The 14,021-nt window shown below is 71.7% G+C and carries 15 protein-coding genes; 4 read left to right on the top strand and 11 right to left on the bottom strand.

Annotated features, from left to right (window positions below):
- Positions 1–9 precede the first annotated feature (9 nt).
- A complete protein-coding gene (locus ACIBEF_RS08960) occupies positions 10–378 on the bottom strand; it encodes a holo-ACP synthase (RefSeq protein WP_355009651.1) in 369 nt (122 codons plus the stop codon).
- A gap of 174 nt (positions 379–552) precedes the next feature.
- Here ACIBEF_RS08960 and ACIBEF_RS08955 point away from each other — a divergent pair, with 174 nt between their 5' ends.
- Positions 553–849, top strand: coding sequence for a hypothetical protein (locus ACIBEF_RS08955; RefSeq protein WP_396792432.1), 297 nt, complete (start codon positions 553–555; stop codon positions 847–849).
- Positions 846–2,438 (top strand): alpha/beta hydrolase, encoded by a 1,593-nt coding sequence (locus ACIBEF_RS08950; RefSeq protein WP_396792431.1) that lies wholly within the window; start codon positions 846–848, stop codon positions 2,436–2,438. Before ACIBEF_RS08955 ends, ACIBEF_RS08950 begins: the two co-directional genes overlap by 4 nt.
- Before the next feature lie 58 nt (positions 2,439–2,496).
- Here ACIBEF_RS08950 and glmS read toward each other — a convergent pair whose 3' ends face one another.
- Positions 2,497–4,410 (bottom strand): glutamine--fructose-6-phosphate transaminase (isomerizing), encoded by a 1,914-nt coding sequence (gene glmS / locus ACIBEF_RS08945; RefSeq protein WP_396792429.1) that lies wholly within the window; start codon positions 4,408–4,410, stop codon positions 2,497–2,499.
- A gap of 560 nt (positions 4,411–4,970) precedes the next feature.
- On the opposite strand from glmS, the gene ACIBEF_RS08940 reads away from it, so the two are divergent.
- Together ACIBEF_RS08940 and ACIBEF_RS08935 are read left to right on the top strand one after the other, a co-directional pair.
- The gene (locus ACIBEF_RS08940) at positions 4,971–5,666 is read left to right on the top strand and encodes an MmpS family transport accessory protein (protein ID WP_396792427.1); all 696 of its coding nucleotides are present in this window, start codon (positions 4,971–4,973) and stop codon (positions 5,664–5,666) included.
- A gap of 40 nt (positions 5,667–5,706) precedes the next feature.
- Positions 5,707–6,897 carry a pyridoxal phosphate-dependent aminotransferase gene (locus tag ACIBEF_RS08935; protein WP_396792426.1) on the top strand — a complete coding sequence of 397 codons (1,191 nt, stop codon included), beginning with the start codon at positions 5,707–5,709 and terminating at the stop codon, positions 6,895–6,897.
- Positions 6,898–6,966: 69 nt separating this feature from the next.
- On the opposite strand, the gene glmM is transcribed toward ACIBEF_RS08935, so the two are convergent.
- The 9 genes from glmM to ACIBEF_RS08890 form a co-directional block, all read right to left on the bottom strand.
- Positions 6,967–8,322 (bottom strand): phosphoglucosamine mutase, encoded by a 1,356-nt coding sequence (glmM, locus tag ACIBEF_RS08930; protein ID WP_396792425.1) that lies wholly within the window; start codon positions 8,320–8,322, stop codon positions 6,967–6,969.
- Positions 8,323–8,442: 120 nt separating this feature from the next.
- On the bottom strand, positions 8,443–8,916 hold the full coding sequence (gene rpsI, locus ACIBEF_RS08925; protein WP_112626216.1) for a 30S ribosomal protein S9: 474 nt from the start codon (positions 8,914–8,916) through the stop codon (positions 8,443–8,445).
- A 20-nt stretch (positions 8,917–8,936) separates the two neighbouring features.
- Positions 8,937–9,380, bottom strand: coding sequence for a 50S ribosomal protein L13 (gene rplM, locus ACIBEF_RS08920; RefSeq protein WP_053653864.1), 444 nt, complete (start codon positions 9,378–9,380; stop codon positions 8,937–8,939).
- Between the two features lie 209 nt (positions 9,381–9,589).
- Complete coding sequence (locus tag ACIBEF_RS08915; RefSeq protein WP_396792423.1) at positions 9,590–10,972, bottom strand: nitrate/nitrite transporter; 1,383 nt, start codon at positions 10,970–10,972, stop codon at positions 9,590–9,592.
- A gap of 161 nt (positions 10,973–11,133) precedes the next feature.
- Positions 11,134–11,427 (bottom strand): hypothetical protein, encoded by a 294-nt coding sequence (locus tag ACIBEF_RS08910; RefSeq protein ID WP_091402325.1) that lies wholly within the window; start codon positions 11,425–11,427, stop codon positions 11,134–11,136.
- Complete coding sequence (locus ACIBEF_RS08905) at positions 11,417–11,674, bottom strand: DUF6364 family protein (RefSeq protein ID WP_091403518.1); 258 nt, start codon at positions 11,672–11,674, stop codon at positions 11,417–11,419. Before ACIBEF_RS08905 ends, ACIBEF_RS08910 begins: the two co-directional genes overlap by 11 nt.
- Positions 11,675–11,763: 89 nt before the next feature.
- Positions 11,764–12,459, bottom strand: a complete 696-nt coding sequence (locus ACIBEF_RS08900; protein ID WP_396792421.1) for a class I SAM-dependent methyltransferase — start codon at positions 12,457–12,459, stop codon at positions 11,764–11,766.
- 139 nt (positions 12,460–12,598) lie between these two features.
- A complete protein-coding gene (locus ACIBEF_RS08895; RefSeq protein WP_396792420.1) occupies positions 12,599–12,799 on the bottom strand; it encodes a DUF397 domain-containing protein in 201 nt (66 codons plus the stop codon).
- Positions 12,790–13,566, bottom strand: a complete 777-nt coding sequence (locus ACIBEF_RS08890; protein ID WP_396792418.1) for a Scr1 family TA system antitoxin-like transcriptional regulator — start codon at positions 13,564–13,566, stop codon at positions 12,790–12,792. Before ACIBEF_RS08890 ends, ACIBEF_RS08895 begins: the two co-directional genes overlap by 10 nt.
- Positions 13,567–14,021: the final 455 nt, after the last annotated feature.

Raw genomic sequence — 14,021 nt, 5'->3', positions numbered from 1 at the left:
CGGCCGACGTCATCGTTCCGCGACCACCATCGCCGACGCGATCCCGCCGTCGTGCGACAACGAGAGATGCCAGTGGTTGACCCCGCGCGCGTCGGCCACCGCCGCGACAGTGCCGGAGACGGCCAGCCAGGGGCGGCCAGCCGGGTCGGGCACGATCTCGCAGTCGTGCCAGTTGAGCCCGGCCGGGGCGCCGAGCGCCTTGGCCACCGCCTCCTTGGCGGCGAACCGGGCGGCGAGCGACTCGGGCGAGCGCGGGCTGCCGGAGCGGGTGTGCCGCTCGGCCTCGGTGAAGAGCCGGTCGGCGAGCAGCGGCGTCCGTGCCAGGGCCCGGGCGAACCGGTCGACCAGGACCACGTCGATGCCGACAGCGACGATCACCAGACCACCCTACCGGCGGTCGAGGCCGCAGATTAGCCGTCGGGCTCGCGCTGGGCAACGCCTGTGGACACCCGGGGGTACGCCTCGACGTCGGCTGTCCACAGGGCACCGCGCGGCCTCCGGTGCGTGCCTAGCGTGAGCGCGTCGATGCCGATCGTCCACGGGGGTGTGGTCATGACCGACGAGCCGTTCGCCGTCCAGCCGGAGGAGTTGCGGGCGGGCGCCGGCCTGCTCGACGACGAGGCGCACCGGTTGGCGTTGGGCCTCGCGGGGTTGCCCGGGCTGGCGGTGGCGGCGCCCGAGTGGCGGGCCGGCGCGGCGCTGGCCGGGTTGGAGGCGGCCGTGCACGCCTGGTTCTGCCGCCTGGGTGACCGGGTCGCGGCGACCTCCGGCGGTGTCCGGGCGGCGGCCGACGCGTACGAGACGGTGGACGACCGGGCCGCCGGCCGGTTCGCCTCCCTACCTCGGTGAGCAGCGTCGGTTACCGACAGCTGTGGGCTGTCGATCCTGGTGCGTGGCGGGCCGCGGGGGTGGCGTGGGCGGGGTTGGCGAGGCCACTCGATCGGCGCCTCGGCGAGCTGCGGGCGGCCACCGGGCGGTTGCGGGACGGTTGGTCGGGTACGGCAGCCACGGCGGCGGACACTCGCCTCAACGGCCTGCGTGACGAGCTGGCCTCGATCGCACCAGCGCTGATCGAGGTCGACCAGGTGCTGGCGGAGTTGGCCGGTGGGCTGGCGGTGGCGAAGGCGCGGCTCTCCCAGGCGGTCGCCCAGGCCGATGCGGCCGGCCTGCTCGTGGACCGCTCGGGTGTGGTGCGGGTCGATCCGGCCCGGTGTCGATCTACCGAACGGGCCGGGGTCGCCGCGGCTGGAGTGGCCGCGGCCCTGCGGGCCGCGCTCGACGGGGCAGCCGCTGCGGACCGGGTCGCCGCGGACCGGTTGGCTGAGCTGGCCACGGCCGCCGGCACCGGTTGGGCGTCCCCGCCCCCGCCGGGCCGACCGGCCCTCGGTGCGGCGCCCACGCTGGCCGGCGCCTGGTGGTCCGGGTTGACGCCGGCGCAGCGACGGTGGCTGATCGTTCGCGAGCCGGCCCTGGTGGGCCGGTTGGACGGGCTGCCGGTGGCCGCCCGGGACCAGTCCAACCGGTTACGGCTCGATGCCTGGCGTACGGAGTTGCTGGCCGAGCGGCGACGGCTGCTGTCCCAGGTGCCGCCGGGGCCGCTCGCGTTGATCCGGTTGCGCGGGGTGGCCGGGCGGCTGGCCGGTCTGGACGCGCTGGTCGGCCGGCTGACGGCCGGCGAGGCACCGCGGGCGTACCTGCTCGGGCTGGATCCGGCGGGTGAGGGCCGGGCGGTGGTGGCGCTCGGCGACCCGGACCACGCCGACCGGGTGCTGACCTACGTGCCGGGGATGACGGCCGGCCTGGACGACGCCTCCGGCGAGCTGGGCAGGGCGGCCCGGGTGCTGGAGCGGTGCGCCGCGCTCGCCCCGGATGAGCGCAGCGCGGCGGTGCTCTGGTTGGACTACGACGCGCCGGATCTGCTGACCGAGGCCGCCTCGGCGGGTCAGGCCCGGGACGCCGGCCCGGCGTTGCACCGCTTCCAGGAGGGGCTGCGTGTCAGCCACGACGGGCCACCGGCCCGGCAGACGGTGCTCGGGCACAGCTACGGGTCGCTGGTGGTGGGTGTGGCCGCCCGGGAGCACGGTCTGGCCGCCGACGCGCTGGTCTTCGTCGGCTCCCCCGGTGTCGGCGCGTCGCACGCCACCGAGTTGGGCGTGCCGCCCGGGGAGGTCTGGGCGAGCAGCGCCCCCGACGACGTGATCCGGGCGGCCCGGTCACCGGACGAGCTGGGCCGGCGGGCCCTGTTCGGCGCGGCACCACTCGCCGCCGTGCTGGGTTGGCCCGGCCGGACGGGGCACGAGCTGTGGTTCGGTCACGACCCGGCCGATCCGGGCTTCGGCGGGCGGGTGCTCCCCAGCGGCCGTGGTGGGCACACCGGCTACTGGGAGGCGGGAAACCCGGCGCTGGACGGGATGGCCCGTGTCGTGCTGGGCCGGTGACGACGAAACCCCGGCCACCGCGGGGCGCGGCGACCGGGGTTCCGGACGTGCGGGGTGCCTACTCGACGGTGACCGACTTGGCCAGGTTGCGGGGCTGGTCCACGTCGTGTCCCCGGGCGGCGGCGATCTCGGCGGCGAGCACCTGCAACGGGACCGTGGTCACGAGCGGGGCCAGCAGGGTGGGTGTACGCGGCACGTAGATCAGGTGGTCGGCGTACCGGACGACCGCCTCGTCACCCTCCTCCGCGATCACAATGGTCCGCGCGCCCCGCGCCCGTACCTCCTGGATGTTGGAGACGACCTTGTCGTGCAGCATGCCCCGGCCCACCGGCGAGGGCACCACGCAGATGACCGGGGTGCCCTTGTCGATCAGGGCGATCGGGCCGTGCTTCAGCTCACCGGCGGCGAAGCCCTCGGCGTGCATGTACGCCAACTCCTTGAGCTTCAGCGCGCCTTCCAGGGCCACCGGGTAGCCGACGTGCCGGCCGATGAACAGCACCGTCGGCTCGGACTTCAGCTCCCGGGCCAGTTCGCGGACGGGCTCGATCCGGTCGAGCAGCTCACGCAGCTTGCCGGGGATCTCCTGCAACTGCGCGACCACGGCGCCCACCTCGTCGGCGAACTTGATGCCGCGCACCTGGGCCAGGTGCAGGCCGATGAGATAGCAGGCGACGACCTGGGTGAGGAACGCCTTGGTGGAGGCGACGGCGATCTCCGGCCCACCGTGGGTGTAGAGCACAGCGTCGGACTCGCGAGGGATGGTCGAGCCGTTGGTGTTGCAGATCGCCAGCACCCGGGCCTTCTGCTCCTTGGCGTGGCGCAGCGCCATCAGGGTGTCCATGGTCTCGCCGGACTGCGAGATGACCACGATGAGCGTGGACCGGTCGAGCACCGGGTCGCGGTAGCGGAACTCGCTGGCCAGCTCCACCTCGCACGGGATCCGGGTCCAGTGCTCGATGGCGTACTTGGCGACCATGCCGGCGTGGTACGCGGTGCCGCAGGCCACGATGAAGATCTTGTCGACGTCGCGCAGATCCTGGTCGCTGAGGCGGACCTCGTCGAGGGCGATCTCACCGCTCTCGGTGAGCCGGCCCAGCAGCGTGTCGGCGATGGCCTGCGGCTGCTCCTCGATCTCCTTGAGCATGAACCAGTCGTAGCCGCCCTTCTCCGCGGCCGAGGAGTCCCAGTCGATGTGGAAGTCCTGGCCGGCGGCGGGCTGGCCCTCGAAGTCGGTGATCTCGATGCTGTCGCCGGTGATCAGCACGATCTGGTCCTGGCCGAGCTCGACCGCTTCCCGGGTGTGCTCGATGAACGCGGCCACGTCGCTGGCCAGGTAGTTTTCCCCGTCGCCCCGGCCGACCACCAGCGGCGAGTTGCGCCGGGCGCCGACGACCGCGCCGGGCACGGCGGCGTCCACGGCGAGCAGTGTGAACGCGCCCTCCAGGCGCTGGCAGACCACGCGCATGCCGGCGGCGAGCAGGTGCGGGCTGTCCGGCTGGCCGGCGGCGCGCAGGTCGGCCAGCGCGGCGGCGAGCAGGTGCGCGGCGCATTCGGTGTCGGTGTCGCTGGTGAACTGGACCCCGTCGGCCTCCAACTCGGCGCGGAGCTTGGCGAAGTTCTCGATGATGCCGTTGTGGATCACCGCGACCCGCCCGTCGGGGGCGACGTGGGGGTGGGCGTTGCGGTCGGTCGGGCCGCCGTGGGTGGCCCACCGGGTGTGCCCGATGCCGGTGGTGCCGTCACCGATGCCGATCGGGCTGGCCGCGCAGGAGGTCGGGTCGTCGGCGGCCCGCTCGGACAGCACCTTCTCCAGGTTGGCCAGCTTGCCGGCCTTCTTCTCGGTCAGCAGCTGATCGTCACAGACGATCGCGACGCCGGCCGAGTCGTAGCCACGGTATTCCAGCCGCCGCAGCCCGTCGAGGACGATGCCGAGTGCGGGGCGCGCGCCCGCGTATCCCACGATTCCACACATGGCCCGCAGCCTAACCCAGTTTCACTCACGTTGGTTGCTCGAAAGTCGGGTTATCAATCACGGAATCTGAGCGATCAGTGCCTACGCGGCCGCAACGGGACGAGCGTCACAGGCCCCCCTCGCGCCCCGCTCCGCAGGGCGGGGTTGCGACACGCCTTCGGGTGCGGAAGTCTCTCGGCGGGTTTGGCGCTCCCGTCCACGGCCCGTTCGTCCCATACCCACTCCCGCCCGGAGCAGCCATGTCCGACGCGCCGTCGCCCGACCCGACCCCCTCGTCCGCTCCGGACCCGGCTACCCCCGCACTTCCGCCGGACCCGACGGCACCGCCGTCCACGGCTTCGTTCTCGGCCCCCGACCCGCTGGTGCCAGGCCAGCCGTGGGCCCCGCAGGCCCCCTGGGAGCCGCCCCCGCCGGCCGCGCCGTGGACGCCGCCGCCCGCCACCCAGTGGACGCCACAACCGTCCGCGACGCCGTGGTCGCCCGACCCGCAGACGCTCCCGTGGTCGCCCGACTCCGCAGGCCCGCCGTCGGCCGGATCTGCACCGCCGACGGGGTGGCCCATGCCCGACGGGCAGCCGCAGACCGCTGGCTGGCCGCCGCCCGGCTATCCGCCGCCCGGCTATCCGCCCCCCGGCACCGGCTGGCCGCCGCCCGGTTATCCGCCGCCCTACGCCTACCCCGGGTATCCGCAGGGCCCCGGCACGACGACCACGAGCAGCGGGCGGATCGTCGGGATCGTCGTCGCGGCCGTCGTGGCACTCGTCCTACTGGTGTGTGGCTGCCTCTGCGTGGCCGGCCTGTGGCTCGACCAGACAGACCCGGACCCGGTCGCCGAGGAGCCGTGGGGCGTTCCCGACGACGACGGCTGGACGGAGCCCACCACCGGGCCGATCATCCCGGAGCGACCCACCGTCCCGCAGGCGCCCACCGCGTCCCCCACCCCCAGCAAGAAGCCGATCACCCGACCGACCTCAGGACCGGCACCCGTGACGGTGGTCTATCAGCTCAGCGGGTCGGGTGTCGTCGACCTGGCGTACTTCGACGCCGAGAGCGATCTCATCCACGTCGACGGCCAGAAACTGCCCTGGAGCACCACCATCCGCACCAACGGCAAGACCAGGGTGATGGTGGAGGCCAGATGGGCCGACGACGAGGGTGAGAGACCACTCGACTGCACCGTCACGGTCACCGGTGCCGGCAAGCCGGTCGTCAAGAAGATCCGCGGATACTGGGCGACCAGTTGCACGCCCGAGTGAGGCTGGGGTCCGAGCCGGGTATGGCCGTAGGCTGGCGCAGGTGACGACGAGCACCGATGTCGACCCGCTGGTGGCCCGGATGCGGCCGTTCGGCACGACGATCTTCGCCGAGATGTCCGCCCTCGCCGTACGCACCGGCGCGGTCAACCTCGGCCAGGGCTTTCCCGACACCGACGGCCCGCCGGAGATGCTGGCCGCCGCCGCCGAGGCGCTGCGCAACGGGCAGAACCAGTACCCGCCCGGTCCGGGGATCCCCGCCCTGCGCGCGGCTGTCGCGGCGCATCAGCGGCGGTTCTACGACCTGGCGTACGACCCGGACAGCGAGATCGTGATCACGGCGGGCGCGACCGAGGCGGTCGCGGCGAGCATCCTCGCGCTCTGCGAACCGGGCGACGAGGTGGTGTGCTTCGAGCCGTACTACGACTCGTACGCCGCCTCGATCGCGTTGGCCGGCGCGGTCCGCCGGCCGGTGACGTTGCGCCCCTCGGCCGACGGCCGGTACGCCTTCGACCCGGCGGCGCTGCGTGCGGCGTTCGGCCCGCGTACCCGGCTGGTGCTGCTGAACTCGCCGCACAACCCGACCGGCAAGGTCTTCACCCCGGCCGAGTTGGCGCAGGTCGCCGAGTTGTGTCAGGAGTTCGGCGCGTACGCGGTCACCGACGAGGTGTACGAGCACCTGGTCTTCACCGACGCGTCGAGCCCGCACGTGCCGCTGGCCAGCCTGCCCGGGATGCGGGAGCGGACGCTGCGCATCTCGTCGGCCGGCAAGACGTTCTCCTGCACGGGGTGGAAGGTCGGCTGGGCGAGCGGCCCGGCGGCGCTGGTCTCCGCGCTGCTCCGGGTGAAGCAGTTCCTCACCTATGTCAATGCCGCGCCGCTGCAACCGGCGGTGGCCGTGGCGCTGGCCCTGCCGGACGCCTACTACACCGGCTTCCGGGACGGTCTCCAGCAACGGCGGGACCAGCTCGTCGGTGGTCTGACCGACGCCGGTTTCGAGGTGCTCGACTCGGAGGGGACGTACTTCGTCACCGCCGACATCACCGCCCTCGGCGGCCGGGACGGGGTGGAGTTCTGCCGCTCGTTGCCGGAGCGCTGCGGTGTGGTGGCGGTGCCCACCCAGGTCTTCTACGACGACGTCGACGCGGGCCGGCGGCTGGTCAGGTTCGCCTTCTGCAAGCGCCCGGAGGTGCTGACCGAGGCGGTCAGCCGGCTGCACGCCCTGACTCGCTGATCAGGCGGGGCCGGCCAGGGCTGTGGAGCTGATGCCGTAGACGGTTCAGCTCCACAGCGTCCGTTCGGGCTAGGCCACCGGGCTCGCGGTGCGGACCAGCTCGGCGATCCGCTCGGCGACCTCACGGGCGGTCGCCTCGGTGGCCGCTTCGACCATCACCCGGACCAACGGCTCGGTGCCCGACGGGCGCAGCAGCACCCGGCCGGTCTCCCCCAGCTCAGCCTCGGCCCGCTCGACCTCGGCGCGTACCGCGGGTGCGGCAGCGCCGACGGTCCGGTCGCCGACCGGCACGTTGATCAGCACCTGGGGCAGCTTGGTGACCACCGAGGCCAACTCGGCGAGGGACTGGCCGGTGGCCGCCATCCGAGCCATCAGGTGCAGGCCGGTCAGCACGCCGTCGCCGGTGGTGGCGTGCGCGGGCATCACGATGTGGCCGCTCTGCTCACCGCCGAGCGCCAGCCCGGAGGCGCGCAACTCCTCCAGTACGTACCGGTCACCGACCTTGGTCTCGATCAGGCGGATGCCCTGCGCGGACATCGCGAGCCGCAGCCCGAGGTTGCTCATCACGGTGGCCACCAGGGTGTCCTGGGTGAGCGTGCCGGCGTCCCGCATGGCCAGCGCGAGGATCGCCATGACCTGGTCGCCGTCCACCTCGTCGCCGTCGGCGGTGACCGCCAGGCAGCGGTCGGCGTCGCCGTCGTGGGCGATGCCCAGGTGAGCGCCGTGCTCGACCACGGCGGCGCGTAGCGCCTCGATGTGGTTGGAGCCACAGTCGTCGTTGATGTTCAGCCCGTCGGGCTCCGCGTGGATGGCGATGACCTCCGCGCCGGCTTCCCGGTAGGCGACGGGGGCGACCTCGGCGGCTGCGCCGTTGGCGCAGTCGACCACGACCTTGATCCCCTCCAGCCGGTGCGGAACGGTGCCCACCAGGTGCTGGACGTAGTGGTCGGCACCGTCGAGCAGGTCGTGCACACGGCCGACGCCGGCACCGACCGGCCGGTCCCAGGCGGTGGTGGCGTTCGTCTCGACGGCCGCCTCGATCTGCATCTCGATCTCGTCGGGCAACTTGTGCCCGCCGGCGGCGAAGAGCTTGATGCCGTTGTCCGGCATCGGGTTGTGCGACGCGGAGAGCATCACACCCAGATCGGCCTTGGCCTCGGCGGTGAGGAACGCCACCGCCGGGGTGGGCAGCACGCCGACCCGCACCACGTTGGCACCGGCGCTGGTCAGCCCGGCGACCACGGCGGCCTCCAGCATCTCGCCGCTGGCGCGGGTGTCGCGACCGACGACGGCGAGCGGCGGATGACTGCGGTCCGTCTCGGCGAGTGTGTGCGCGGCGGCCACCGCGAGCGCCAGCGCCAATTCCGGGGTGAGATCCGCGTTCGCCCGCCCGCGTACGCCGTCCGTGCCGAACAACCGACCCATACCCGCCAACCTCCGAAAGTGCACTGCCAGTGAGGAGAAAGCGGAACGGCCGACCCACCTCCCCCCGACGAGGGGGAGGCGGACCGGCCGTCCGTCAGAAGTACAACGCGCTGGGAAAGATCAGCGCTTCGAGTACTGGGGAGCCTTACGGGCCTTCTTGAGGCCGTACTTCTTGCTCTCCTTGACCCGGGCGTCGCGGGTGAGGAAGCCGGCCTTCTTGAGGGCCGGGCGGTCGTCCGGCTCGTTGATGATCAACGCGCGGGCGATGCCCAGTCGGAGCGCACCGGCCTGGCCGGTGGTGCCGCCGCCACGCAGGTTGGCGATCACGTCGAACTGCTCGAGCTTCTCGGCGGTGACCAGCGGGTCCTTGATGAGCTGCTGGTGCACCTTGCTCGGGAAGTAGGCCTCGAGGTCCTGGCCGTTGCAGGTGATCTTGCCGGTGCCCGGGACGATGCGGACCCGGACGATGGCCTCCTTGCGGCGGCCCACGGTCTGGATCGGCCGGTCACCACGAGGCGCGCGGGCAACGGGCGCCGGCGCCTCGGTGGCCTCGGGGGCTTCCGGGGCGACCTCGGTCTCGATGATGTCGGTCATGCTGCTTCCTTCGCCCGCGCTCACTGCGCGATCTGCTTGATCTCGAACGGCACCGGCTGCTGCGCGAGGTGCGGGTGCTCGGCACCGGCGTAGACCTTCAGCTTCTTGATCAGCTGACGGCCGAGCTTGTTGTGCGGGAGCATCCCCTTCACAGCCAGCTCGATGGCCCGCTCGGGACGCTTGGTCAGCAGCTCGTCGTAGCCGATCTGCTTCAGACCACCCGGGTAACCGGAGTGGCGGTAAGCGACCTTGGTCTGGCGCTTGTTGCCGGTCAACGCAACCTTGCCCGCGTTCACGATGACGACAAAGTCGCCCGTGTCGACGTGCGGCGCGAAAGTCGGCTTGTGCTTACCACGCAGCAACGTGGCGGCGTGGGTGGCCAGGCGGCCCAGCACGACATCAGAGGCGTCGATGACGTGCCACTGACGCTCGATCTCACCCGGCTTCGGGCTGTACGTACGCACAGGTCTACCTTGTCTCGTCGTCGGTCTGGGGTCGCGCGCCGAGGTGACCAGATCTTGCAGGCCGGACCAGCGCGCACGAACGACCAAGCGTACCTGATGGGGCACGCCTCTGGATGTCGTACAACAGCAGGCAACGATACCCGGCGCCCCGTCCGCAGGTCAAAACGGGGGTGCGGTGCTGCGCGGCGACGCGCCGATGGTGACTCAGCTCACACGTTGGCGAGTCGACCCGCCCTCGGATGGCGGTAGACCACCCAGGTGACCGCGAAGCACACCGCGTACCAGCCGATGAAGGCCAGGTAGGCGGCGTCGGCGTTGCCCGAGCTGAGGAACGACTGGCGGAACGCGATGTTGACCAGCACCCCGCCGAAGGCGCCGATCGCACCCGCGATGCCGATCAACGCGCCGGTCATCCGCCGCGCCCACCGCGCGGCGGCCTCCGGATCACGCTGACCCGTGGCCACCGAGTCCGCCGACCGAGCCCGGAAGATCGCCGGAATCATCTTGTACGTGGAGCCGTTGCCGACGCCGGAGAAGACGAAGAGGGCGAGGAACCCCGCGAGGTAGAGCCCGAACGAACGCTCCCGGGCCGCGTACAGCACTGTGCTCGCGCCGGCCGCCATCGCCACGAAGTTCCAGAAGGTCACCCGTGCCCCGCCCAGGCGGTCGGCGAGGTGCCCACCCAACGGGCGGATCAGCGAGCCGACCAGCGGGCCCAGGAACGTCAGCCAGGCGGCGTCGACCGGAGTCGGGAACCGCTCGGCGAACTGGAGCTGGAGCACCTGCCCGAAGGCGAAACCGAAGCCGATGAACGAGCCGAAGGTGCCGATGTAGAGCAGCGACATCACCCAGGTGTGCGGGTCGCGGGCCGCCTCCCGCAACGCGCCCGGCTCGTTGCGCGCCCCGGGCACGGTGTCCAACCAGCGGGCCGCCGCCAGCGCGGCCAGCACGATCAGCGGCAGGTAGACCGCCGGCACCAACCGGGGGTACGCGGCACCAGCGGTGGCGAGGACGGCCAGGCCGACGAGCTGCACGGCGGGTACGCCCAGGTTGCCGCCACCGGCGTTGAGCCCGAGCGCCCGTCCCTTGAGCCGCTGTGGGTAGAACAGGTTGATGTTCGCCATCGAGGAGGCGAAGTTGCCGCCGCCGACCCCGGTGAGGCAGGCGAGCACCATCAGGGTGGTGTAGGACACCCCGGGTTCCAGCAGCACCGTCATCGGGACCGCGGGCACCAGCAACAGCAGTGCGCTGATGATCGTCCAGCGGCGTCCGCCGAAGCGGGCCACCGCCAGCGTGTACGGAAGCCGCAGCACCGCGCCCAGGGCGGCCGGCACGGCGGTGAGCAGGAATTTCCCGGCCGGATCGATGCCGTACGCGGGGCCGAGGAAGAGCACGGTGACCGACCAGAGACTCCACACCGAGAAGCCGACGTGCTCCGCGAAGATGGAGACCCAGAGGTTGCGCCGGGCGATCGGCGCGCCGGTGGCCTGCCAGAAGTCCGGGTCCTCGGGGCGCCAGTCGTGCAGCGGCTGCCGACGACCGGTGACGGCGGGCGGCTCGGCGGTGACTGCGGTGCTGGTGAGCGTGCTCACGGCGGCTCCTCCTCGTCGATGTGACGAGCAGAAACGCTAGGAACGACCGGTTACCTGGCAGTGCCCGTAGCGGGTCGGGCCGGAAACGGGGATCGCACCACCGGCCGGCGGCGATGGTGAGCACGCCACCGGGGGCGGCGTGCGCAGAGTTGTCCTTCCGGTCAGAGCTGCTGAAGGATGCGCAGCGCGCGACCGACCCGGAGCATGGTGTCGGTGTCGGCGACGTCCACGCACGCGGTGAACCACTTCTTCATGGGCGAGGAGATCCGGTCGGGCATCACCACGTACCGGCCCATCGACACGGCGAGCGGCGAGTCCCGCAGGAGCGATTCCTCGACCACCTCGACCACGATCACGATGGGCACGTCGGTGGAGTTGTAGACGTCCGAGCTGATCACGAGGCCGAGGCGTTCCCGGGCGCCTTCGATGCGCCAGATCTCACCCCTACGCAGCACGCGGCCGTCCGCCGGAGAACAGGTCGTTGACCATGCCCACCTCGCGGGCGTCGGCGAGCGCGGCAGACTCCAGATCCAGGCTGGCGCGGCCCACGGCGGCGGCGTGCGCGGTGAAGACCTCGCGCAGCGCCTTCTCCCGGGCGGCCTGGTCCATCCATGCGGAGAGCGACAACCCTTCGCGCTTGGCGAACCGCCGCGCCTCCTCGATGGTCTCGTCCGTGAACGAGAGAGTCACCTTGGCAGTCATGCCGAGCAGATTACCCACAGGTATGACCGACAGTCATCCCTGCGCTCACCGGCTCGTCCCCCGGCGGCGAAACGCACATTCCGTCGGGTTCACCCGGCCCGGCCGCCGAACACCGCGAAGCGCCACTCCTTGAAGTAGCAGTCGACGTCGACCAGGCCCGCCTCGGCGAGCCACCGACACTGGTCGGCCACTGTCGCCGGGCGGTCGTGGCGCATCCGCTCCCGGGAAGCAGCGATCTCGTCGGGGGACGCACCCAACTCGGTGATCCGTTGCATCCACACCTCGTCGTAGCGCCGGTCCAGTTCCGGCGTCGGGCCGGCCACCTGCTCGGCGTTGACGAACACCCCACCCGGTGCCAGCGCGGCGGCGGCCCGCCGGTAGAGCGCGCGCTTGCCGGCGTCGTCGAGGTGGTGGATCGCCAGCGCGCTGACCACCGCGTCGTACCGGCCCGGCGGCAGTTCGTCGGCCAGGTCGGCGTGGACCGTTCGGTGCGGCACGGACCGCGCGTCCAACTGGTCGGTGGCGCGGGCGAGCATCGCCGGCGCTCCGTCCACCAGGGTCAGCCGGACTCCGGGCACCGCCGAGGCGAGCAGCAACGAGAGCAGGCCGGTGCCCGCGCCCAGGTCCAGAACCTGCGGGGTACGCCCGGCGGCGAGCGCGGACCGCAACGGCGGCGCGGCCACCTGGACGGCGGTGCCGTAGAAGCTGTCGAAGCACGGCACCAGCCGCCTGCGCGCCTCGTCGTACGTGCCGGCCACGGCGTCGAACACGTCCGTCACGCTCATCGCCATCTCCCAAACTTTGAGACAGTTTTCCCATATTATAAGCGCTGCGGGGGTGAGCGGTCCTCATCCTGGACGCACGAAAGGGCCCCCGGTTCCGTGGGACTTCCAGGACACCGGGGGCAGTTGATGCTGCGTTGGGTCAGCCGACGGGGCCGATCGCCTTCGCCAGGTCGACGAAGCCGGCCCATGCCGCCGGCCCGAAGGTCAGCGTCCCGCCGTCGCGGTCTTTGGTGTCGCGGACGAGCACAACGCCGGCAAGGTTGTCAGCAACCTCGACGCACGAGCCGCCGTTGTTTCCGCTCTTCGTGCTCTTACGCCACTGCGCGCCGGTCAGGTCCATGATCCCGCTGCTTTCCTGATCAGGTCGAGGGACTGTTGACGGGAAAGAGCCTCACTTCTGATGCGTTCCCACCTGTGATTGAGCGTAGCAACGTCCGCAGCTCCATTAAGGATCTGCGCCCGCACCTGGCTGTCGATATGTGCGACCTGGCCGCCGTCGGGCAACTCGGCCACGATGAACCCCCCACCAAGGCCCGGATACATCCCGACGTCTCGCGGCACCACGAGCACCTGAACAGCGGGCAGTGCCGCGCACTGCACAAGGTGGGCGACCTGCTCCCGCATCAGTGCCCGGTCGCCATACGCCGATTGGCACAGGACCAGTTCGTGGACGACTGCGACCAGGAGGGGTGGACGTTCGCGGCGGAGAATGGCCTGGCGGTCGATGCGAGAGGCGACCACGTCGCCAACCTCGTCGGGCGTCAACGCTTCGCCCGCCAACGTCGCCCGCGCATACGCGTCCGTCTGCAAAAGGCCGGGCACCCAGGTGTGCTCGAACCACCGAATCGCAAGGGCTTCGCGTTCCCAGTCGACCCACTCACGTAGCCATTGCGGCTCGCGCCGTTTGAGGACATCCGGCCAGAGGTCCCCAACGTCCCTCCCGAGGAGCGCGGCCAGCTTTGCGCGCCGACGGGGCTGCGGCACGCGTCCCGGGCTTATCCACCGCGCCGCCGTTTTCGGATCTACGCCCGTCTGAGCTGCAAGACTTTCGGCTGTCTCACCAGCTTCGGCCATGGCCTGCCGCAGATCTTGGACAGTTTCCGTCATGACGTGACGGAAACTGTCCAAGATCTCGACGGGTGAGCACCACCGGGGCGGCCCCTTCCCACAGTGACGACCAGGGGAGAGAGCGCCGTGCCGGATGAGCCGCCCGAGCCGGGACCCGAGCCGAAGCCGACGCCGCGGGCCTGATCTGGCCGGGCTCGCCCGCCCCGCCGGCCCGTCGCCCGACCACCCGCACGCCCGTCAGGCGCGGTCCGGTGAGGGTCGGATGAGCCGCCGCCCTCGTCCGCACCATCCGATGCGACCGTCGTGGCTCTGCCGTAACTGCGCGGCGCCCTGGCCGTGTGCGCCGGCTCAGCCTCACCTTCGCGACCGAGTTCTACGGCCATTCGATCGCCCTGGCGTTCTACCTGGCGGCCAACATGCAGGACGCGGTTCACGACCTGTACTCGGTGGGCGTTCACCCCGACCCACGAGCACTTCACGCCCCGGTTCCTGGG

Origin of the sequence: Micromonospora sp. NPDC050795 (assembly GCF_044456785.1) — a bacterium.
In the GTDB taxonomy this organism is placed as follows: domain Bacteria; phylum Actinomycetota; class Actinomycetes; order Mycobacteriales; family Micromonosporaceae; genus Micromonospora.
Note: the sequence above shows the minus strand (reverse complement) of the source record. Positions and strands in the feature narration are given on the sequence as shown.

What these genes read in the sequence shown, in the direction of transcription:
- ACIBEF_RS08955 (WP_396792432.1), top strand. Translation starts at nt 553, where the DNA reads ATGACCGACGAGCCGTTCGCCGTCCAGCCGGAGGAGTTGCGGGCGGGC.
- glmS (WP_396792429.1), bottom strand. Translation starts at nt 4,410, where the DNA reads ATGTGTGGAATCGTGGGATACGCGGGCGCGCGCCCCGCACTCGGCATC.
- ACIBEF_RS08940 (WP_396792427.1), top strand. Translation starts at nt 4,971, where the DNA reads ATGCCCGACGGGCAGCCGCAGACCGCTGGCTGGCCGCCGCCCGGCTAT.
- glmM (WP_396792425.1), bottom strand. Translation starts at nt 8,322, where the DNA reads ATGGGTCGGTTGTTCGGCACGGACGGCGTACGCGGGCGGGCGAACGCG.
- rpsI (WP_112626216.1), bottom strand. Translation starts at nt 8,916, where the DNA reads ATGACCGACATCATCGAGACCGAGGTCGCCCCGGAAGCCCCCGAGGCC.
- ACIBEF_RS08905 (WP_091403518.1), bottom strand. Translation starts at nt 11,674, where the DNA reads ATGACTGCCAAGGTGACTCTCTCGTTCACGGACGAGACCATCGAGGAG.
- ACIBEF_RS08900 (WP_396792421.1), bottom strand. Translation starts at nt 12,459, where the DNA reads ATGAGCGTGACGGACGTGTTCGACGCCGTGGCCGGCACGTACGACGAG.
- ACIBEF_RS08895 (WP_396792420.1), bottom strand. Translation starts at nt 12,799, where the DNA reads ATGGACCTGACCGGCGCGCAGTGGCGTAAGAGCACGAAGAGCGGAAAC.
- ACIBEF_RS08890 (WP_396792418.1), bottom strand. Translation starts at nt 13,566, where the DNA reads ATGACGGAAACTGTCCAAGATCTGCGGCAGGCCATGGCCGAAGCTGGT.